Source organism: Achromobacter sp. KK8, assembly GCF_054188005.1.
Genome location: NZ_CM135178.1, coordinates 43141 through 63550, shown reverse-complemented (window position 1 = coordinate 63550; position 20410 = coordinate 43141). Strand labels below are relative to the sequence as shown.

General features: G+C 61.6%; 13 protein-coding genes, 2 tRNA genes and 4 rRNA genes. 13 read left to right on the top strand and 6 right to left on the bottom strand.

Annotated features, from left to right (window positions below; all coding sequences use genetic code 11):
- Nucleotides 1-343: 343 nt before the first annotated feature.
- The 3 genes from ACVN9Z_RS00300 to ACVN9Z_RS00290 all read left to right on the top strand — a co-directional run bounded on the left by ACVN9Z_RS00300 (nt 344) and on the right by ACVN9Z_RS00290 (nt 2779).
- Nucleotides 344-1813, top strand: coding sequence for a methyl-accepting chemotaxis protein (locus ACVN9Z_RS00300; RefSeq protein ID WP_458212971.1), 1470 nt, complete (start codon nt 344-346; stop codon nt 1811-1813).
- Between the two features lie 120 nt (nt 1814-1933).
- A complete protein-coding gene (locus ACVN9Z_RS00295) occupies nt 1934-2158 on the top strand; it encodes a DUF1653 domain-containing protein (protein ID WP_024070026.1) in 225 nt (74 codons plus the stop codon).
- Nucleotides 2159-2161: 3 nt separating this feature from the next.
- Complete coding sequence (locus ACVN9Z_RS00290) at nt 2162-2779, top strand: 3'-5' exonuclease (protein ID WP_102949853.1); 618 nt, start codon at nt 2162-2164, stop codon at nt 2777-2779.
- An 81-nt stretch (nt 2780-2860) separates the two neighbouring features.
- Here ACVN9Z_RS00290 and ACVN9Z_RS00285 read toward each other — a convergent pair whose 3' ends face one another.
- Complete coding sequence (locus ACVN9Z_RS00285; protein WP_020926874.1) at nt 2861-3151, bottom strand: antibiotic biosynthesis monooxygenase family protein; 291 nt, start codon at nt 3149-3151, stop codon at nt 2861-2863.
- 526 nt (nt 3152-3677) lie between these two features.
- Between ACVN9Z_RS00285 and ACVN9Z_RS00280 the strand changes: the two genes are divergently transcribed.
- Nucleotides 3678-4157: a hypothetical protein gene (locus ACVN9Z_RS00280; RefSeq protein WP_020926875.1), complete on the top strand. Its 480-nt coding sequence runs from the start codon at nt 3678-3680 to the stop codon at nt 4155-4157.
- 47 nt (nt 4158-4204) lie between these two features.
- On the top strand, nt 4205-4906 hold the full coding sequence (locus ACVN9Z_RS00275) for a hypothetical protein (protein WP_054473824.1): 702 nt from the start codon (nt 4205-4207) through the stop codon (nt 4904-4906).
- A gap of 32 nt (nt 4907-4938) precedes the next feature.
- On the opposite strand, the gene ACVN9Z_RS00270 is transcribed toward ACVN9Z_RS00275, so the two are convergent.
- Together ACVN9Z_RS00270 and ACVN9Z_RS00265 are read right to left on the bottom strand one after the other, a co-directional pair.
- A complete protein-coding gene (locus tag ACVN9Z_RS00270) occupies nt 4939-7353 on the bottom strand; it encodes a DUF3772 domain-containing protein (protein WP_458212970.1) in 2415 nt (804 codons plus the stop codon).
- A gap of 111 nt (nt 7354-7464) precedes the next feature.
- Nucleotides 7465-8370: a LysR family transcriptional regulator gene (locus tag ACVN9Z_RS00265; protein WP_346507607.1), complete on the bottom strand. Its 906-nt coding sequence runs from the start codon at nt 8368-8370 to the stop codon at nt 7465-7467.
- A 238-nt stretch (nt 8371-8608) separates the two neighbouring features.
- On the opposite strand from ACVN9Z_RS00265, the gene ACVN9Z_RS00260 reads away from it, so the two are divergent.
- Nucleotides 8609-10126 carry an acetyl-CoA hydrolase/transferase family protein gene (locus ACVN9Z_RS00260; protein ID WP_026383790.1) on the top strand — a complete coding sequence of 506 codons (1518 nt, stop codon included), beginning with the start codon at nt 8609-8611 and terminating at the stop codon, nt 10124-10126.
- Nucleotides 10127-10155: 29 nt separating this feature from the next.
- On the opposite strand, the gene ACVN9Z_RS00255 is transcribed toward ACVN9Z_RS00260, so the two are convergent.
- Nucleotides 10156-11103: a LysR substrate-binding domain-containing protein gene (locus tag ACVN9Z_RS00255; protein WP_006383944.1), complete on the bottom strand. Its 948-nt coding sequence runs from the start codon at nt 11101-11103 to the stop codon at nt 10156-10158.
- Between the two features lie 165 nt (nt 11104-11268).
- Here ACVN9Z_RS00255 and ACVN9Z_RS00250 point away from each other — a divergent pair, with 165 nt between their 5' ends.
- The 7 genes from ACVN9Z_RS00250 (at nt 11269) to rrf (ACVN9Z_RS00220) (ending at nt 18526) form a co-directional block, all read left to right on the top strand.
- On the top strand, nt 11269-11610 hold the full coding sequence (locus ACVN9Z_RS00250; protein WP_080981607.1) for a DUF1127 domain-containing protein: 342 nt from the start codon (nt 11269-11271) through the stop codon (nt 11608-11610).
- A gap of 1293 nt (nt 11611-12903) precedes the next feature.
- A 16S ribosomal RNA gene (locus ACVN9Z_RS00245) occupies nt 12904-14434 on the top strand.
- A 130-nt stretch (nt 14435-14564) separates the two neighbouring features.
- A tRNA-Ile gene (locus ACVN9Z_RS00240) sits at nt 14565-14641 on the top strand.
- Between the two features lie 30 nt (nt 14642-14671).
- Nucleotides 14672-14747, top strand: a tRNA-Ala gene (locus ACVN9Z_RS00235).
- A gap of 296 nt (nt 14748-15043) precedes the next feature.
- A 23S ribosomal RNA gene (locus ACVN9Z_RS00230) occupies nt 15044-17924 on the top strand.
- A gap of 200 nt (nt 17925-18124) precedes the next feature.
- Nucleotides 18125-18237 (top strand): 5S ribosomal RNA (rrf, locus tag ACVN9Z_RS00225).
- A 176-nt stretch (nt 18238-18413) separates the two neighbouring features.
- Nucleotides 18414-18526: ribosomal RNA gene (gene rrf, locus ACVN9Z_RS00220) — 5S ribosomal RNA — on the top strand.
- The 16S, 23S and 5S rRNA genes sit together here with 2 tRNA genes alongside, the layout of an rRNA operon.
- A 134-nt stretch (nt 18527-18660) precedes the next feature.
- Here the strand turns inward: rrf (ACVN9Z_RS00220) and ACVN9Z_RS00215 are convergent.
- Together ACVN9Z_RS00215 and ACVN9Z_RS00210 are read right to left on the bottom strand one after the other, a co-directional pair.
- Nucleotides 18661-19425, bottom strand: a complete 765-nt coding sequence (locus tag ACVN9Z_RS00215; protein WP_026384027.1) for an aldolase — start codon at nt 19423-19425, stop codon at nt 18661-18663.
- A 123-nt stretch (nt 19426-19548) separates the two neighbouring features.
- Nucleotides 19549-20262: a haloacid dehalogenase type II gene (locus tag ACVN9Z_RS00210; RefSeq protein WP_107316345.1), complete on the bottom strand. Its 714-nt coding sequence runs from the start codon at nt 20260-20262 to the stop codon at nt 19549-19551.
- Nucleotides 20263-20410: the final 148 nt, after the last annotated feature.

Below are 20410 nucleotides of genomic sequence, written 5' to 3'. Positions count from 1 at the left end.
CGTATTAACCCCTACTAATAATCCGGAAGGCCGCGGCTTGCGCGCCGATGAAACACGGTGAAATAACGGCCGGCGGAATTTTTTTGGTAAACGCGCGCTGAATATATTGAGAACGCCCCATTTTTGGGATTAAATATTTTCGACTGGATACATTCTTCCTTTTCTTGTAATCACTGACCTCCCGTCGCGGCGTTGGCGGCGGACATCCAGGCAAGCGCGTGCATGCGGCGCGGCGTGCACGGCCCGGTTCGTGGGACGCGCCAGCAGTCTGCTTCAGACAAGCCAACTGGTTTCCTCATCGCCTTTCAGCAAACTCGTCCCATTCCCTGCGGGAGACGTCAATATGCAATGGCTTACCCTAAAACGCCTGCTGCGCGCCGAACGCGGCATGCGGAAAGCGGATCTATACGGGCAGATAGCGGCCATCCACAAGGCACAGGCGGTTATCGAGTTCGATCTCGATGGCCATGTGCTGATGGCCAACCAGAATTTCCTCGACACCATGGGCTACGAACTGGACGAAGTGATCGGGCAACATCACCGCATATTCGTGTTGCCCGACGAGCGCGAATCCGCTGATTATCTGGCGTTCTGGGAGCGGCTGGGGCAGGGGGCGCATGACTCGGGGCGTTATCGCCGCATTCGCAAGGATGGCGGCGACGTCTGGCTGCAGGCCAGCTACAACCCGATTTTCGACAGGCATGGCCGGCCATTCAAAGTAGTGAAGTACGCCACCGACATTACCGCGCAGCAGCAGCGCCAGGCCGATACCGAAGGCCAGCTGGAGGCGATTTCCAAGGTGCAGGCCATCATCGAATTCGAGCTGGACGGCACGATCATTCGCGCCAACGAACTGTTCCTGAATGCGGTCGGGTACCGCGAGGACGAAGTGCGCGGCAGGCACCACAGCATGTTCGTGTCGCCGGAAGAGGCGCGCGGCTCCGCCTATGCCGATTTCTGGCACAAGCTCCGTAGCGGACGGCACGATACCGGACAATACCTGCGCATCGGCAAGAATGGCCGGAAGGTCTGGATCGAGGCCAGCTACAACCCCATCTTCGACGCCGAAGGACGGCCATTCAAAGTGGTGAAGTTCGCCACCGATATCACCCGCCGCTTCACCGCCGCGCAGACGCTGCGGGTGGCGGTGCAGGGCCTGACCGAAAACGCCGATCGCGCCGGGCAGGCCAATGCGCTGGCGCGGGATGCCTGTCGGGTGGCCGAAGAAGGGGGCAGGACCGTGGCGGGCGTGGTGCGCACCATGGGCGCCATTACCGAGAGTTCCAAGCGCATCTCCGAGATCATCGGCGTCATGGATGGCATCGCGTTCCAGACCAATATCCTGGCGCTGAACGCCGCGGTCGAGGCCGCGCGCGCCGGCACGCACGGCAAGGGCTTCGCGGTGGTCGCCTCCGAAGTGCGCAGCCTGGCGCAGAACAGCGCGGCGGCGGCCAAGGAGATCAAGGGACTGATTACCACCTCGGTCGAACAGATCGAGAACGGCGCCGGCCAGGTCCAGTCGGCCGGCGTCACCATGGAGGACATCGTGGCGTCGTCGCGCCGGGTCACGGAGATCATGGCCGAAGTGGTGGAAGTGTCGCTGGCCCAGTCGGGCAAACTGGGCGAGGTGACCGAGGACATCACCCACATGACCGCCGATGCCGCCTCGGTGCCGCAGGCGGCCCACGAGTTGCACGGCGGCAACCGCGTCCTGAAACCCGCGCTCAAGCCGGTGGCGCCGGCGGTGCGCGCCCGGCCGGCCGCCAACACGCCGTTGCCGGCCGAGCCGGTGCTCGAGTACGTGCGCTACTGAGCGCCCGGGCGGCGATGTGTTGGCCGCTGCCCGAGTGCGCTATAAATACGGACTTGTTCGAACCCGTCGGCCCTGGCAGGAGCCTTTCCGCCCGGGCCGCGTCTTTTGCGGCAATGCTCCATGACCGAATCCGAAGCCCTGGCTCTCGCCACCCATCGCCACTACAAGGGCGGTCTCTATCGCTACATCGATACGGCGCGCCATTCCGAGACGGAAGAAGCGATGGTGGTCTATGAGCACCTGTGGCCGCATGCGCGCGGCTTGTGGGTGCGTCCGGCGGAGCTGTTCTTCGGCCAGCTGGCCGACGGTTCGCCGCGCTTCGCGCCGTTGCATCGGGCGGAGTAGGGCATGGCCTTCTATTACCGCAGGACCCGCGCGCCGGGGGCCGCGGCGCGCTCGCCAGCCGCTGGCCGGGCGCCTTCAGCGGCGCTGTCGGCGGCGCTGGACGCCTTGCGCGGCCCCTTCGTGGTGGCCGACCTGGAAACCACGGGGCTGTCGACCGCGTCCTGCGAGATCCTGGAATTTGCGGCGGTCCGGGTCGGCGCCGACGGCGCGGCCGAGCGCGAATACGCGCAGGTGGTGCGCACCCGCGCCACGGTGCCGCCGTTCATCACGCGACTGACAGGCATTACCGAAGCGGAGGTCGAGCGCCAGGGAGTGCCGGTGGGACAGGCATTTGCCGCGTTCCTGGATTTCGTCGAGGACTTGCCGGTGTTTTTCCACAACGCCTCGTTCGATCGCCGTTTCCTGGATGCCGCGGCGTTGCAGACCGGCCTGCCGTTCGCCAACGCCACCCATTGCACGCTGGCGCTGGCCCGGCGCGCCTGGCCGGAATTGCCGTCGCACAAGCTCGACGTGCTGGCGCGCCACGTGGGCGCCTCGGAACCGACCCACCGGGCCCTGGCCGACGTGCGCACCACGGTGGCCGTTGCGCTGGCGGCCAGCTCCCGCCTGGCGACGGCCTGAGGCCATCGCCGGACGGGCAAGCCGACGCCGTTCCAATGGCCCGGCGGACCTGAACCGCATCCGCGGGAAAGTACCCCAGGCTCAGATCACCTTCTGTTCGTGATGCACCTGCGGCGGTTCGACGAAGAAGCCCGCCACGAGTTTGCGCCACTCCTGGAAATCGGCGGATTCCCGGAAGTCCACCATGTGGTTTTCGACGGTTTCCCAGTCCACCACCAGGGTGTAGCGCTGCGGCTGCTCGATGCTGCGGTACAACTCCATGCCGTGGCAGCCGCGGGCGCGCAGGAACAACGGCTTGGCCTGTGCCACGCCGGCTTCGAACAGGGCTTCCTGTCCTTCGCGCACGTGGATGCTGGCAATCTCCTGGATCATGATGGTGTCTCCGGATGAAAAAGGCCGGGCGGGGGCCGGCCGGCGGAGTAGTATGGCTCAAAATTTCCCGGCCGATGAATCGATCCCCCCGGACCCTGCCCCACTTCATCGTCGCGCGCGCCACCTTCATCCTGACAGTAAGCCTAACGGCGTGCGCCTGCCGGGCCGCCGTCTTGCGCGCTAGGGAAATCGTGCGAGGGGGCGCCACCGCATCCCATCCTATGAGCTGAGATGCGGCGCAGCAATCTGGCGCCACGGGCGTCCGGTCTCGGCCATATGCATGGCCCGCGACGGGGTAGTCGCAGATTGCCCGACATCTTTTACGTCTTCCTCCCCAGTCTCTTGGGACCGGTCGCCCGTTTACCCGATACCGACGTCCTTAGTCCGGCGCAATCATTCCGTACCAATACGAAAGTCCCGAGCGCCACGTTGCCTCATAGGCGTACTGCGTTGGGGGGGTAAAGGTCCGCGCCGGTCGGCCACCGGCACCTGTTCATCCGCGTGCAGCGGATCAGGAGGAGCTCAAATGAAAAAGCTCGCAGCAGTCGCAGCGTTGTCCCTCGTCGCGGTATCCACCGCCTACGCGACCGGGCCGGGCCAACCCGGCATTTCCGCCTCTGGCTACGTCGGCACCATTTCCGGAACGGTATCCTCGGTCTCCACCGGCACGTCCGTGGTCTCCACCCAGATCAACGGCTACGGCTCGTCGAGCCAGACGTCGTTTGGTGAAACGGGCGGCGTCGCCACCGCGGGGGGATCGTTCAGCCCGGATGGCACCACCGTGGTCACCAGCACCCGCCAATACGCCACCAGCGAGACCTACGGCCACATCCATGGCAACGCGCCGATCATGGTCGGCGACAGCATCGCCAATGGCGGCGCCACGTTCGGCAGCACCACCACCAACGCAACGGCGACGGGAACGTACAACGCCGGCGCGATCGGGGCCACCGCGTCGATCCACGGCATCGGCCCGGTGGGCCACGTGGGCGGTTTCGGTCACTGAGCAGCACGCAATCCGGACGGCTTCGGCCGTCCGGTCGAGAGGACATCATGAAAACCCTTGCGCTTGCCTTATCCCTGTCGCTGGTGGCCTTCTCCGCCGGTGCGCAGACCAGTACTTCTTCCTCGACCACCTCGGCGACATCGGGCTCGACCAACGCCGGCAACAATCAGGGCATCACGTTCAATTCCAACAGCAACGGTTCGAGCACCTTGCGCACCGCCCCGCCCATCGGCGCGCAGAGTTTCTACGGTTCGTTCTCCTCCGACAGCTGCATGGTGTCGGCGGGGGGCGGCGGCTCGGTGGTGGGCTTCGGCATGAACGTGGCTTTTCCGGTCGAGGACCAGAAGTGCAGCCTGCGCCGCAACTTCGAGCGCACCATGCAAGCGGCCGCGTCCACCAAGGACCCCGAGCGTTCGCGTCGGCTGGAAACCGCCGCCGTCGACATCCTGTGCCAGACGGATGACCGCACCAAGGCCGCCCTCACCGCGCAGGGACTGTGCACCAATCCCTCGCTGACCACGGCCGATCACCGCTTCGAGAATCCGACGCCCAACGTCGCGCAGGTCGCGCCGCCGGTGCAGGCCCAATACGCCCCCTCGCCGGCGCCCGGCGCGCAATATACGGCGAGCGCGCCCGTCGCGCAGGCATACCCGGTGTCGTCCGCGCAGAACATCATGGCCAATTCGCCGCCGTTGCGTAATCCAAGGATGGATCGCCAGGGCTTGCTTGACTTCTATTCGCCGGGTTGACGATCGTGGCGCGCGATCATCGACCCGGGTGGTCAGGGCGTGGCGGCGGGCGCGGCCGCGGCGCCCGGCCCCTCGGCCGCGTCGGGGCGCTGCGAGGCCATGGCTGGAGGGGGCGATGCCAGCAGCATCGTGGGCGGCGACGACACCTCAAGGCCGGCATCGTGCAGGCGCCGCAGCACTGTGAACAGCAGCGCGCTGCGCACGCCATAGGCCGAGCGTGGCGACGAGACGTAGCCCTTGGCGTTAAATATCAGGTTGCCGCCCTCGATGCCATCCAGGAACACATTGGGTGCCGGCGTCTCCAGCACGTCCTCGTGGTCGGCAAAGGCCTGCAGGATCAACTCGCGCACGCGCTGCGCATCGGTTGACAGCGGCAGCGGCAGCTTGATCTGCACCAGTCCCAGCGGATTCGAGCGCGTCACGTTGCGTACCGTCTTGGTCACGAACTCCGAGTTCGGCACGATCACGGTGGAACGGTCGCCCATCTGGATCTCGGTGGCGCGCACATTGATCCGCAGGATGTCGCCTTCGACGCCGCCCAGCGACACCCAGTCGCCCACCTTGACCGGCCGTTCGGCCAGCAGGATCAGGCCCGAAACGAAGTTCTGCACCACCGCCTGCAGACCGAAACCGATGCCCACCGACAGCGCGCTGGCGATCCATGCCACCCGCTCCAGCCCGATGCCCGCGGCCGACAGCGACAACGCCACCGCCAGCACGAAGCCGGCATAGCCGAACAGCGTCGCCGCCGACAGCTGCATGCCCGGATCCAGTTCGGTGGTGGGCAGGTAGCGATTCGACAGCCAGCGCTTGAGCATCTTCACGCCCAGCAGCGATAGGCCCAGCACCATCAGCGCCTGCAACACCGCGCCGGGGCGGATCTGCGCCTCGCCGATGGCCAGGCCTTTGCGCAACTGGTCGAAGCGTTGCAACAGATCCATCGGGCCTTCGCCGAAAGGCGCCAGCAGCAGGATGATGGCCAGCAGGGCAACCGCCACCCGGCCCACGCCCGACAGCAGCACGGCCGCCTGGTCGCGCAGGCTGGGCCCTTCGCTGTCATCGCGGTGCGAGGTGCCGAGCAAGGTGCTGAAGCCGTCCTCGATCAGCACGGCCAGCAGGTACGCCGACGCCAGCACGATCACGACCCACAGCACCTGCTTGGTCAGGAAGCTGCCGAACGCGACATACCCGGCCAGCAGGCTGGCCAGACTGATCAGCAGCACCGTGCCGGTGGCCGTCAGCAACAGCGAGGTCCAGAAGGGCGGAGGGGGGCCTTCTTCCCGCAGCGCCCGGCGCCGCAGCCGGCGGCCGATCGACAGCGCCACGGCCATCGTCACCATCACGAACACCGCGACGATGCCGGTCAACGTGATGGTGGTGGTGAGACTGGCGTTCAACAGCACCGGCAGCCGCTCGGCCAGCCAGATCATCACGACCAGCACGCCAAGCGCGCCCGGCAGCCAACGCAGGCGATGCGCCACCTTGTCGGAGATCGGCGGCAGGCGCCATGACGGCCGGTTGGCCGACAGCAGCGCATAACCCAGGCCCGAAACGTAGCCCCCGAAACAGACCGTCACGACGAGGTTGGCCAACAGGGCGCCGGTGCTCTCCGACAACTGTGAATTCCAGTCCAGGCCGACGTGGGCCAGCAGGGCAATGATGCCTGGCGTGGCCACCGCCAGCGTCAACAGCGCCACCGCCAGGAACGAGCGGCGCAAGCGTCCCGGCGGCACACGCGTGGCCGTGAGGCGCAGCAGCACCCGGCCGATCCAGATTCGCAACGCGACCACCAGCGCCGCCGCCGTGGCCAGCAGCAGCCAGCCCCATTTCGGCGTCTGGCCGACCGCCGTGACCAGATCGTCGCGCAACGCCACCAGCCGCTCGAGGTCGCCCGGGAATTCCTCGCGGAATTCGGCCCAGAACTGCCCCGACAGGAAGGAATCGCGTCGTTCCCCTAGCCGTGCCTGGAATTGCGTGCGGCGCAGACCCGATATCTGTTCCGCCGTCTGCGCGGCATCGACCGACAGCAGCCGCGCCAGTTTGATCTGCGCGTCCAGCGCGCGGCTGTTCTTTTCCAGTTGCGTACGCTGCGCGGCGACGTCGGGCGCTTCCTTGGCGCCTGCGGGCGGCGCGCCCAACTCGCTCAGGCGGGCGGCGACGCTGGTCAACTGTGGCGTGAGCGCGTCGGCGGTGGCGTCGGCCTTGGACTGGATATCGAGCGCATCGCCACGCTGCTTGACCAGCTCGGCGTCGTCGGTTTCATCCGGCACCCGTTTGCGGATGTCATCGAGTTGCTTGCGGGCGCCGGCCAGCATGCTGTCGACTTCGGCGGGCGAAGCGGGCGTGGCGGCGAATGCCGGCGCCAGGCACAGCGCCAGCAGCAAGGCGGCGATCAGCGCGGCGAAAGAACGGGCGCGAAAAAGCGGATGTTGCGGGTTCGGGGTCATGTTTTCTTGGGGCGATAGGCTCGCATCGAGGCGGCAGCATAACAAGCTGCCACCCGGTCCGTTGCAACAAAAACTCCTCTGTGTCCCCCTTAGATTCGCGGCGAGCGCGTTTCAGGACCGTCCAACCCGTTTGCCCGCGCCCAGAACCTCATCGCACACTTGCAGCCAGGCGCGGGCGGCGTACGACAAGTAACCCGATTGCTGCCAGATGTGGCCGACCTCCCACTGCAGTCCCGATTTTGCCAGTCGGGCGGTGCTCAGGCCGCGGGTCTTCATGAGCCGCATCAGGGGTTCAGGCAGCAGCGCCGCGCCCAGGCCGGCGGAAGCCATGGCCACCAGGAAGTCCCAATGCGCGCTCTGGGCCGCAATGCCGGGTTGCAAGCCGGCGTCGGCAAAAGCCTGCCGCAAGCGTCGGGTCATGGCGAAATCGTCCGTCGGGATCAGCAGGCGCGTATCGCGCAAGGCGCTCAGGGGCAATGAAGTCTTGCCGGCCCAGGCCGCGTCCGGCGGCCCGATCACCCAGATCGGATGGCTGCCGAAGGCCCGCGCGGCCAGGCCGCTGTCGGGGACGATCGGCAGGATGGTGGCGCCCACCTCCAGTTCGCCGCTGGCGACCAATTCTTCCACCGCGCGGCCGGTGCCTTCGCGCAAGGTCAGGTGTATCCCGGGGTGAAGTTCGCGGAAGCGTTTGACCACCGGCGTGAACAGAAGGTTGATCATCGGCGGGATGCCCACTTCGAGCGAGCCGCGTTGCAGTTCCGCCGTCTGCCGCATTTCCTCGGTCAGCTGGCGCATGGTTTCCAGCACTTGCAGGCCGCGCTGGTACATCACGCGGCCCGTATCGGTGGGGCGCGCGGTGTGGCCATCGCGCACCAGCAGCGGCGTGCCGGCCTCCTCTTCCAACTGCCGGATCATCTTGCTGACCGTCGACTGCGTGACGAACAGCGCCTTGGCGGCCTGCGTAAAGCTGGCGTGCCTGACCGTTTCCACGAAATACCGTAAGGCGCGCACGTCCATGGCTCATCCCCGCGCAATGCGCGAAACATTCAATCAATGAAAAAAACGACTGGATTGAATGATTTTAAGTCATTACGAGATTTTGCCGGCGCTTCCTATACTGCCGGAAATTCGTCCCGAAACCGCGCTGGAATGCGCGGCGGACGTCAGGAAACGCCGCGTCAGACGGCGCCTGGATGCGAGCGGCGCTTCCGCCGCGTCCGGCCGCAAGTCGCCGGCTATTGAATCAGGAGACACCATGCATTCCGACCGTATCCGCCACCCCGGGCTACGCGCCAAGATCACTTCCGCCCAACAGGCGGCCTTGCTGGTCCAAGACGGCATGACCGTCGGCATGAGCGGCTTCACGCGCGCCGGCGACTGCAAGTCGGTGCCGGCCGAGCTGGCGCGACGCGCCGAGCACGAGCCGCTGTCCATCACCCTGATCACCGGCGCCTCGCTGGGACACGACACCGACAAGATGCTGGCGCAGGCCAATGTCCTGGCACGCCGCATGCCGTTCCAGGTCGACACCACGCTGCGCCGCAAGATCAACCAGGGGGAAATCGCCTTCATCGACCAGCACCTGTCGGAAACCGCGGAACAGTTGCGCGCCGGCCATATCGGGCCGGTCGACGTGGCCATCATCGAGGCGGCCGCCATCACCGAAACCGGCGCCATCGTGCCGACCATGTCGGTGGGCAACTCGGCCTCGTTCGTGCAGCAGGCCCGGCGCGTCATCATCGAGTTGAATCTCGGCGTGCCCGCCGCCATCGAGGGCCTGCACGACATCTACGTGCCCACGGAGCGTCCAAAGCGCGAGCCCATGGGCCTGGTGTCGGCTGACCAGCGCATCGGCCAGCCATTCATCGAGGTGGACCCGGACAAGATCGCCGCCATCGTGATCACGCAGGAGCCGGACAGCCCGTCCAACGCCTTGCCGCCCGATGCCGAGACCAACGCCATCGCGGCGCACATCAATGCTTTCCTGCGCCGCGAAGTCGACGCCGGAAGACTGGGCAATTCGCTGCTGCCGCTGCAAGCCGGCATCGGCACCATCGCCAATGCCGTGCTGCATGGCTTCGAATCGTCGGATTTCGAATCGTTGACGATGTATTCGGAAGTGCTGCAGGATAGCGCCATCGAGCTGCTCGACCAGGGCAAGCTGGCGTTCGCCTCGGCTTCTTCCATCACGGTGTCCAAGCCGGTGTACGAAAAGATCCTGGCCAACATCGAGCACTACCGCCAACGCATCGTGCTGCGCCCGCAGGAAATCAGCAACGCGCCCGAGATCGTGCGCCGCCTGGGCATCATCGCCATCAATACGGCCCTGGAATTCGATATCTACGGCAACGTCAATTCGACCCACGTTGGCGGCACGCACATGATGAACGGTATCGGCGGCTCGGGCGACTTTGCCCGCAATGCGCATCTGGCGATCTTCGTGTCCAAGTCCATGGCCAAGAACGGCGACATTTCCAGTGTGGTGCCGATGGTGTCCCACGTGGACCACACCGAGCATGATGTCGACGTCCTGGTCACCGAATGCGGCCTGGCCGATCTGCGCGGCCTGGCGCCGCGCGAGCGCGCCCGCGCCATCATCCAGCATTGCGTGCATCCTTCCTACCGAGAAGCGCTGCAGGACTATTTCGACCGGGCCTGCGAACGCGGCGGACAGACGCCGCACCTGCTCGAGGAAGCGTTTTCCTGGCACCAACGCTTCAATGAGACCGACACGATGCGTTCGGTCCCGCCCGCGACCCGCAAGGTCGCCTGAGGCGCGAGCGCCGCTTCCGGCGGCACCGTCTATGGCTTCTCGTCCCGCGTCGCCTGGGCGGGGTCATGGCGTGCCGCGGTGACCAGGCCCTTGCCCGACCGCTCCAGTTCATCGCGCAACCATTGCTTCAAGGCGACCAGCGGTTCCCAGTCGCGCAGACTGGGCCGATAGACCAGGTGATAGGTCTGGGCCTGCTCGTAATGCACGGTCACCGGGGAAACCTGCACCAATCGTCCCGCGCAGATCGCGTCCGCCGCCAGCAACTCGCGGCCGAGCGTGATGCCCAGTCCTTGTTCGGCGGCCTGCAGCATCATGCCGGCGTCGTTGAAAGTGGCCACGGGCGTGACCGGCACCCGCAAGCCGGCCGCGTTGAACCAGTGCTGCCACATGTCGCGTTCACCCAGCAGGGGCTGGCGCGCCAGCGTTTCGGCGGTGTTGTCGGGCAGCGCCGCCGCGGTTTCCGGCGAGGCCAGGGCAATCAGCGGTAGCGGCATGTCGAACAGCGGCTCGGACTCCACGCCGGGCCAGGGACCCCGCCCGAACCGCAATGCGGCGTGAAAGCCGTCGCGCAACAGATCCACCACCTGTTGCGAGGTCTCGATCTCCAGCGACAGCCCTGGATGGCGCTTGTGCCAACGCGCCATCCGGGGCAGCAACCAGCGCTGCGCGAACGAAGGCAGCACCGAGACGCGCAAGCGCTGGGCGCTGCCGCTGGCCGCGGCGGACGCGGCCATCAGCCCCTCGTCCAGCAGCGCCATTGCGCTTTGCACGCTGCAAAGCAGCGCGGCGCCGGCCGTGTTCAGCACAATGCCGCGGCCGCTGCGTTCGAACAGAGGAAAACCCAGCTGTTCCTCCAGCCCCTTGATCTGCTGGCTGACCGCGCTGTGCGTGAGATGCAGCCGATCAGCGGCTGCGCGCAGGTTCTGCAGTTCAGCAACGGCGCGGAAGGCGGGCAGGGTATTCAGAGGCAGGCGCATGGAGAGTGTGGTCGAAAAAGGGGAGGACGGAGAACGTTCCTGGCGAGCCCGCACGGATGGCATTGAATTGGTAAGAATAGCTTACCGTAGCGGGTAAAACAATTCGATTTTCAGCGGCGATTTGGGCGAATACGCTTACCAAAACGACGCATCGAGGAGCTGCCCATGTCTGCCGAAACCTGCATCCAACCCACTGGCCCCTTTGGCATCGAGCCGAAGCGGCTGCCGACGCCAGAATCGTCCCCGCCGGTCCGCTCCGAATCCGTGATGTCCGCGCCGGCGACACCGGCCCCGCCAAGTGCCGACGCAGCGCTACCGGCCGGCCTCGTCTCCCGCCTCTGGCGCGCGTACCGGGAATGGCGGAGGGAAAGAACGCTGCGCAACCTCGCCGAGAATATGGATCCCCATCTGCTCAGGGACGTCGGCGCGCCGGAGTGGCTGGTGAACCAGAGTTCGGTCGAGGAATCGCTCAAGCGGATCACCCGCATCGACGCCTTGCGTTGGTAGCGGCCGCGGTGGTTCATGGCGGCGAGCAGGCGGGGCGGTGTCCGCCCGGGCCTGCTTGTAATGCTGCCATTGGCCCTGGGGCGGCCGAGCGATGGCGAGGCGCCTGCCTGCCCGGGGCGACGGAGGCATCCATCCAAGGACCTCTCTCTATATATATAGGGATAAGGGGGAGCGTGCGCCGCCTCTCCACTCTCCCTATGCCGCGCCTCTATCTATATGTGGCGGGTTGCGCTGACGCCTGTCGCCACGAGGCGCCTCGCAACGGCGTAGGCCCTCATGGGGAAAGGGGGGGCGTCAACGGCGCTGCGGCCGTTCAAAGGCTGTGTTGCGCCACCAAACATCATCTTTCTGCAAAATGGTTGTCATGCCGGCGTGACAGGCCGAAATTCTGTGCTATAGTCTCGCTCCTTCGCAGTTCAAGCGGTTTTGTTGAGCGGCGGGGCCAGGCAAGTACAACGGATCCGAAGTGCTACGGCAAGCGGATCTGCCGCAGGGCAGCAAGGCGGTGAGTCAGCGATGATTCTCTCGAACCGGCGGTCAGCGAGTTTTGCGTAAGTCGGTGCAAATCAGGCAGAAGCCAGTTGCACGATCTGCAAAAATTGTGCTATAGTCTTGGGCTTGGCTGGTGACAGCGAATCAGGGTTTACCCGATAGGGTGGTCTGGTCAGCGTTGCAAGCCAGCTGGGGCGGTAACCAACCTCCGAAGCGATTCGGGGCTGCTGCGAAAGTGAAGCGATTCACGAGGCGGCGGGGTTGCAAGATAGGATGCAAGTTAGGCAAAAGCCGGTTGCATAATCTGCAAAAGTTGTGTTATAGTTTCAGGCTTGGCGGTTACCGAAAACTTAGGGTTAACCCTGATATTTCGATAGCTGCTAAAGAGAAAGCCGGGTGCGAGCCTGGTGAGACCTGAAGAGGTCGTAGGCAAGGCAGCGAAGTGAAGCAAGCGACGCTGACTTGACAAACGATAAAAACTTCTTCATAATCTCGTTTCTCTGCTGCTGACACGGCGATCGACGCGAAAGCGAAATCGCCGAAGAAGGCAGAAGATGCAGTAAGTAGTACGGAATTTAGCAGTACCGCTCTTTAACAATTAAACAACCGATAAGTGTGGGCGCTTGATGCGAGTGCACAGTGATTGGGTTTTAAATCCTTTCACAAGCACAATGAAATCAAGTGCTCACTAGAAGTGAAGTACCTTAGATGTCAAGTCTAAGCACATACCTCACTTCCTTTGAGTAGCGACGTATGACTCGGTTCTTCGGAACTAAGAAATACGAAACAAATACAGAGATTAAACTGAAGAGTTTGATCCTGGCTCAGATTGAACGCTAGCGGGATGCCTTACACATGCAAGTCGAACGGCAGCACGGACTTCGGTCTGGTGGCGAGTGGCGAACGGGTGAGTAATGTATCGGAACGTGCCCAGTAGCGGGGGATAACTACGCGAAAGCGTAGCTAATACCGCATACGCCCTACGGGGGAAAGCAGGGGATCGCAAGACCTTGCACTATTGGAGCGGCCGATATCGGATTAGCTAGTTGGTGGGGTAACGGCTCACCAAGGCGACGATCCGTAGCTGGTTTGAGAGGACGACCAGCCACACTGGGACTGAGACACGGCCCAGACTCCTACGGGAGGCAGCAGTGGGGAATTTTGGACAATGGGGGAAACCCTGATCCAGCCATCCCGCGTGTGCGATGAAGGCCTTCGGGTTGTAAAGCACTTTTGGCAGGAAAGAAACGTCGCGGGTTAATACCCCGCGAAACTGACGGTACCTGCAGAATAAGCACCGGCTAACTACGTGCCAGCAGCCGCGGTAATACGTAGGGTGCAAGCGTTAATCGGAATTACTGGGCGTAAAGCGTGCGCAGGCGGTTCGGAAAGAAAGATGTGAAATCCCAGAGCTTAACTTTGGAACTGCATTTTTAACTACCGGGCTAGAGTGTGTCAGAGGGAGGTGGAATTCCGCGTGTAGCAGTGAAATGCGTAGATATGCGGAGGAACACCGATGGCGAAGGCAGCCTCCTGGGATAACACTGACGCTCATGCACGAAAGCGTGGGGAGCAAACAGGATTAGATACCCTGGTAGTCCACGCCCTAAACGATGTCAACTAGCTGTTGGGGCCTTCGGGCCTTGGTAGCGCAGCTAACGCGTGAAGTTGACCGCCTGGGGAGTACGGTCGCAAGATTAAAACTCAAAGGAATTGACGGGGACCCGCACAAGCGGTGGATGATGTGGATTAATTCGATGCAACGCGAAAAACCTTACCTACCCTTGACATGTCTGGAATGCCGAAGAGATTTGGCAGTGCTCGCAAGAGAACCGGAACACAGGTGCTGCATGGCTGTCGTCAGCTCGTGTCGTGAGATGTTGGGTTAAGTCCCGCAACGAGCGCAACCCTTGTCATTAGTTGCTACGAAAGGGCACTCTAATGAGACTGCCGGTGACAAACCGGAGGAAGGTGGGGATGACGTCAAGTCCTCATGGCCCTTATGGGTAGGGCTTCACACGTCATACAATGGTCGGGACAGAGGGTCGCCAACCCGCGAGGGGGAGCCAATCCCAGAAACCCGATCGTAGTCCGGATCGCAGTCTGCAACTCGACTGCGTGAAGTCGGAATCGCTAGTAATCGCGGATCAGCATGTCGCGGTGAATACGTTCCCGGGTCTTGTACACACCGCCCGTCACACCATGGGAGTGGGTTTTACCAGAAGTAGTTAGCCTAACCGCAAGGGGGGCGATTACCACGGTAGGATTCATGACTGGGGTGAAGTCGTAACAAGGTAGCCGTATCGGAAGGTGCGGCTGGATCACCTCCTTTCAGAGCTTAGTGCTCGTGTTAAGCGTCCACTCTTATCGGTTGTTTGATATAGCTGGGATCGGTTGTGGGCTTGGGTAGAGGGACTCCTCCCTGTGTCCATGACTTCTGACTACTGATCCGAGAAGGTTTTGGGTCTGTAGCTCAGTCGGTTAGAGCACCGTCTTGATAAGGCGGGGGTCGTTGGTTCGAATCCAACCAGACCCACCAAGTATTCGCAGGTAGAGATGCCGTGAATATGGGGGTGTAGCTCAGCTGGGAGAGCGCCTGCTTTGCAAGCAGGATGTCATCGGTTCGATCCCGTTCACCTCCACCAAGACCTGTGCCTGGTGGGATGTAGAGGCTAACTCATAGCGTCGTGCGGATAGTATCTGCCCGGTCTTATGAGTTGGGTTTTACTCAACAGCTATATTCGTTCTTTAACAATCTGGAAGAAGCACAACGAAATGTGCTCATCAAGTAATCAGCTTGCTGATGAAGATGGGTACGGGTTGTGATTGCATTAATTTTGTTCCAAGTTCTCAAGACTGGGGTGAATAACCTCAGACTGCTTTGAAACTTATGAACGGCACAAACGCTAATACTCAGGTCCTATAGCCTACAGCGTTATAGGATCAAGCGACTAAGTGCATATGGTGGATGCCTTGGCGATCACAGGCGATGAAGGACGTAGTAGCCTGCGAAAAGCTGCGGGGAGCTGGCAAACAAGCTTTGATCCGCAGATATCCGAATGGGGAAACCCACTCCGCAAGGAGTATCCCTGACTGAATACATAGGTCAGTGGAAGCGAACCGGGTGAACTGAAACATCTCAGTAGCTCGAGGAAAAGAAATCAACCGAGATTCCGAAAGTAGTGGCGAGCGAAATCGGAAGAGCCTTCACGTTTTAGCATGCAAGATAGTCGAACGGAATGGAAAGTCCGGCCGTAGCAGGTGATAGCCCTGTAGACGAAATTTTGTGTGTGGAACTAAGCGTGAGAAAAGTAGGGCGGGACACGTGAAATCCTGTTTGAAGATGGGGGGACCATCCTCCAAGGCTAAATACTCGTGATCGACCGATAGTGAACCAGTACCGTGAGGGAAAGGCGAAAAGAACCCCGGAAGGGGAGTGAAATAGATCCTGAAACCGTATGCATACAAACAGTAGGAGCCTCCTTGTGGGGTGACTGCGTACCTTTTGTATAATGGGTCAGCGACTTACATTCAGTGGCAAGGTTAACCGAATAGGGAAGCCGTAGCGAAAGCGAGTCCGAATAGGGCGATTCAGTCGCTGGGTGTAGACCCGAAACCAGATGATCTATCCATGGCCAGGTTGAAGGCACGGTAACACGTGCTGGAGGACCGAACCCACTAATGTTGAAAAATTAGGGGATGAGCTGTGGATAGGGGTGAAAGGCTAAACAAATCTGGAAATAGCTGGTTCTCTCCGAAAACTATTTAGGTAGTGCCTCAAGTATTACTGCGGGGGGTAGAGCACTGTTATAGCTAGGGGGTCATGGCGACTTACCAAACTATGGCAAACTCCGAATACCCGCAAGTACAGCTTGGGAGACAGAGCACCGGGTGCTAACGTCCGGACTCAAGAGGGAAACAACCCAGACCGCCAGCTAAGGTCCCAAATTATCGCTAAGTGGGAAACGAAGTGGGAAGGCATAGACAGTCAGGAGGTTGGCTTAGAAGCAGCCATCCTTTAAAGAAAGCGTAATAGCTCACTGATCGAGTCGTCCTGCGCGGAAGATGTAACGGGGCTAAGCGATAAACCGAAGCTGCGGGTGTGTACTTTGTACACGCGGTAGGAGAGCGTTCTGTAAGCCTGCGAAGGTGGCTTGTAAAGGCTGCTGGAGGTATCAGAAGTGCGAATGCTGACATGAGTAGCGATAAAGGGGGTGAAAAGCCCCCTCGCCGTAAGTCCAAGGTTTCCTGCGCAACGTTCATCGGCGCAGGGTGAGTCGGCCCCTAAGGCGAGGCAGAGATGCGTAGCTGATGGGAAGCTGGTTAATATTCCAGCACCGTCGTACAGTGCGATGGGGGGACGGATCGCGGAAGATCATCAGGGTGTTGGATGTCCCTGTTGACGTATCGAAGATGGCGCTTAGGCAAATCCGGGCGCGTAAATCAAGGGTACGGCACGAGCGAGCATTGCTTGCGAAGTGATTGGAAGTGGTTCCAAGAAAAGCCTCTAAGCTTCAGCTGTACGAGACCGTACCGCAAACCGACACAGGTGGACGGGATGAATATTCCAAGGCGCTTGAGAGAACTCAGGAGAAGGAACTCGGCAAATTGATACCGTAACTTCGGGAGAAGGTATACCCCGGTAGTGTGAAGCGCCTGCGCGCTTAGCATGATGGGGTCGCAGAGAATCGGTGGCTGCGACTGTTTATTAAAAACACAGCACTCTGCAAAGACGAAAGTCGACGTATAGGGTGTGACGCCTGCCCGGTGCCGGAAGGTTAAGTGATGGGGTGCAAGCTCTTGATCGAAGCCCCGGTAAACGGCGGCCGTAACTATAACGGTCCTAAGGTAGCGAAATTCCTTGTCGGGTAAGTTCCGACCTGCACGAATGGCGTAACGATGGCCACACTGTCTCCTCCTGAGACTCAGCGAAGTTGAAGTGTTTGTGATGATGCAATCTACCCGCGGCTAGACGGAAAGACCCCATGAACCTTTACTGTAGCTTTGCATTGGACTGTGAACCGGCCTGTGTAGGATAGGTGGGAGGCTTTGAAGCGTGGTCGCTAGATCACGTGGAGCCATCCTTGAAATACCACCCTGGTTTGTTTGCGGTTCTAACCTTGGTCCGTTATCCGGATCGGGGACAGTGCATGGTGGGCAGTTTGACTGGGGCGGTCTCCTCCCAAAGTGTAACGGAGGAGTTCGAAGGTACGCTAGGTACGGTCGGAAATCGTGCTGATAGTGCAATGGCATAAGCGTGCTTGACTGTGAGACTGACAAGTCGAACAGGTGCGAAAGCAGGACATAGTGATCCGGTGGTTCTGAATGGAAGGGCCATCGCTCAACGGATAAAAGGTACTCTGGGGATAACAGGCTGATACCGCCCAAGAGTTCATATCGACGGCGGTGTTTGGCACCTCGATGTCGGCTCATCTCATCCTGGGGCTGTAGCCGGTCCCAAGGGTATGGCTGTTCGCCATTTAAAGAGGTACGTGAGCTGGGTTTAAAACGTCGTGAGACAGTTTGGTCCCTATCTGCCGTGGGCGTTGGATACTTGACGGAGCCTGCTCCTAGTACGAGAGGACCGGAGTGGACGTACCTCTGGTGTACCGGTTGTCATGCCAATGGCATTGCCGGGTAGCTAAGTACGGAAGAGATAACCGCTGAAGGCATCTAAGCGGGAAACTCGTCTGAAGATTAGGTATCCCGGGGACTTGATCCCCCTAAAGAGTCGTTCGAGACCAGGACGTTGATAGGTCGGGTGTGGAAGCGCAGTAATGCGTTAAGCTAACCGATACTAATTGCTCGTGAGGCTTGATCCTATAACACTGATGGTTATGACCTGGTGATATAGCGTTCCAAGTGTCGTTCAATACAAAATCTGGCTGCCCCGTCAGCAGCCAGCCAACACCAATTACACCCACTGTGCGGGATCATCGAGACACTCTCTGATCCCCACACGTTGCGCTTCTTCCAAGATTGGAGCGGTTGTCCCTCAAAGACAATCTCTCAACCCGTTACGCCTGACGACCATAGCAAGGTGGTACCACTCCTTCCCATCCCGAACAGGACAGTGAAACGCCTTTGCGCCGATGATAGTGGACGGACGTCTGTGAAAGTAGGTCATCGTCAGGCTTTTATTGCTCAAAACCCCATAGGCTCGCGCCTGTGGGGTTTTGTTTTTATGAAAAGCCCGTTCATGCGTGCGCCACGATTATCGAGCCCGGCTCTGATCGTCGCGAACAAAGCTGGCCATGCAGTACCCAGGATTGGAGCGCTCGCCATCGAGGCGGGATGCTCGGCAGGTCAAGCCTGATGCCCATAGCAAGGTGGTACCACTCCTTCCCATCCCGAACAGGACAGTGAAACGCCTTCGCGCCGATGATAGTGGACGGACGTCTGTGAAAGTAGGTCAGTATCAGGCAGTTATTCAAGAAGAAAACCCCGCAGGCTGACGCCTGCGGGGTTTTTTCATTGGCGGTTGCTTTCCGGCTACTACGATCTGGCGCCGCGGGCGGGGGCCAGGCAGGTGCCGGCCTCCCCGGGGAAGAAGGAAGTTCAGCCGGGCTGACGCTGCGCGGCGTCCGGCAACTGGCGCCGCAATGCGGCGAAGAACAGTTCCGACTGCAGGCGTTCGCTCTGTATTTGCGCGGCCACCTTGCCGGCGATCAGCGGATCCACCGGGGCCAAGGCGCGGCCGGTGGATTCGGCAAGCACTTGCGCGGTACAGGCGCGTTCGAGGAAGAAGAGATCGTCGTAGGCGTAGTCGAGCCGCTCGCCGCAGACCACCACACCGTGATTGCCGAGGAAAGCAATGTCTGCGCCCTGCATGGCGCGGGCAATGCGTTCGCCTTCGCTGGCGTCCAACGCCAGGCCGTTGTATTCGTCATCGACCGCGATGCGGCCATGGAAGCGCATCGCATTCTGCGAGAGCGTGGTGTCGAGGGCGCGGGTGCTGGTGAGCGTCAATGCGGTGGCGTAGGGCATGTGGGTATGCAATACACAGGCCTTGCCGGCGATGCGATGGATTGCGGCGTGGATGAACATGGCCGTGGGTTCGACTTCGTGGCGTCCCGCCAGCTTGCGACCCTCGGCATCGACCAGCACGATATCGGCAGCCTGGACCTCATGCCACATCAGGCCGCGCGGGTTCAGCAGGAAATGGTCGGAGTCTCCCGGTAGCGCCACGCTGAAATGGTTGCAGACGCCTTCGCCGAGCCCGTGGGCGGCGGCGGCGCGCAGCGCCAGCGCAAGGTCATCGCGCAGGGCGCTGACGTGCTCGGCGTGGAACAGCGCGTTGGCGAAATGAGGATCGTGGTTCATTGGCTGCCCGATTGAAGTTGGAAATCGCCAGGATGGCGTCGTGAGCGAGAGTGCCGGGCGGCGGCGTCGAGCCGGCCGGGATGCCGGATCGGAACGGGCGGTGATATGCGCCCGCCCGATTCCCTACATCCAGCCGGCCTGGCGCAACAGCCCGGGTACTTGGTCCAGAGTCGATACGGTAGCGTCGGGACGGTAGTCCGGCAAGGGCTGGCGGCCGGTACCGCGGTCGATCCACACGCAGCGAAAGCCGATGTCGCGCGCGGCGGCATGGTCCAGGTGGGGACTGGCGCAAATGTGCACGACTTCGTCCGGGGTGACGCCGAGGCTGTCATGGGCATGGGCAAAGATGCGGCGCGACGGCTTGTAGGCGCCCGCCTGTTCGGCGGTGACGACGCGGTCGACGTGACCGCCTAATTGCGCCACATTGCCGGCGATGATGGCGTCGTCGGTATTGGAGATGATGCAGAGGCGGAAGCCAGCGCGCTTGAGCAGCGCAAGCGTGTCGACCACTTCGGGAAATGGCGGCATGGCCGAAATACTGTCGGTGAGCAGCGCGGCATCCTGCGGGCGATATTCGAGTCCCAGGTCGTGCATGGTCAGCCGCAGCGCTTCGCGCGTGATGTCGGCGAAATGCCGATGGGGCGGGGTGCGCTCCAACCGATGTTCGTGCTCGTCGTAGATACGCAGGAATCGCGCGGGCGTCGGGGTGCGCTGTGCCCCCTGATTGGCGGCCAGAATGCGGGCCACGGCGGCTTGCAGGCCTTCATCCCATTGGATCAGGGTGCCGTAGCAGTCGAAAGTGAGCCATTGCGGGCGCGGGAGGTGATCCAGGGGCATGGCGTTTCCTTGAAGATCGTTGAAGACGGGTGCCAGCTTAGGATTGCTCAGGTAAGTTGTAAAATTAATAATAAAACTGCTTTCAGTGATATTTCAAATATCATTCCTGGCAGGTGAAAACGAACGCGAAAACGCTTGGCCCCTCGGC

Coding starts and splice junctions, on each gene's coding strand:
- ACVN9Z_RS00270 (WP_458212970.1), bottom strand. CDS start 7,353: ATGACCCCGAACCCGCAACATCCGCTTTTTCGCGCCCGTTCTTTCGCC.
- ACVN9Z_RS00285 (WP_020926874.1), bottom strand. CDS start 3,151: ATGATCCAGGAGATTGCCAGCATCCACGTGCGCGAAGGACAGGAAGCC.
- ACVN9Z_RS00210 (WP_107316345.1), bottom strand. CDS start 20,262: ATGCCCCTGGATCACCTCCCGCGCCCGCAATGGCTCACTTTCGACTGC.
- ACVN9Z_RS00295 (WP_024070026.1), top strand. CDS start 1,934: ATGACCGAATCCGAAGCCCTGGCTCTCGCCACCCATCGCCACTACAAG.
- ACVN9Z_RS00280 (WP_020926875.1), top strand. CDS start 3,678: ATGAAAAAGCTCGCAGCAGTCGCAGCGTTGTCCCTCGTCGCGGTATCC.
- ACVN9Z_RS00290 (WP_102949853.1), top strand. CDS start 2,162: ATGGCCTTCTATTACCGCAGGACCCGCGCGCCGGGGGCCGCGGCGCGC.
- ACVN9Z_RS00300 (WP_458212971.1), top strand. CDS start 344: ATGCAATGGCTTACCCTAAAACGCCTGCTGCGCGCCGAACGCGGCATG.
- ACVN9Z_RS00255 (WP_006383944.1), bottom strand. CDS start 11,103: ATGCGCCTGCCTCTGAATACCCTGCCCGCCTTCCGCGCCGTTGCTGAA.
- ACVN9Z_RS00260 (WP_026383790.1), top strand. CDS start 8,609: ATGCATTCCGACCGTATCCGCCACCCCGGGCTACGCGCCAAGATCACT.
- ACVN9Z_RS00215 (WP_026384027.1), bottom strand. CDS start 19,425: ATGAACCACGATCCTCATTTCGCCAACGCGCTGTTCCACGCCGAGCAC.
- ACVN9Z_RS00265 (WP_346507607.1), bottom strand. CDS start 8,370: ATGGACGTGCGCGCCTTACGGTATTTCGTGGAAACGGTCAGGCACGCC.
- ACVN9Z_RS00250 (WP_080981607.1), top strand. CDS start 11,269: ATGTCTGCCGAAACCTGCATCCAACCCACTGGCCCCTTTGGCATCGAG.
- ACVN9Z_RS00275 (WP_054473824.1), top strand. CDS start 4,205: ATGAAAACCCTTGCGCTTGCCTTATCCCTGTCGCTGGTGGCCTTCTCC.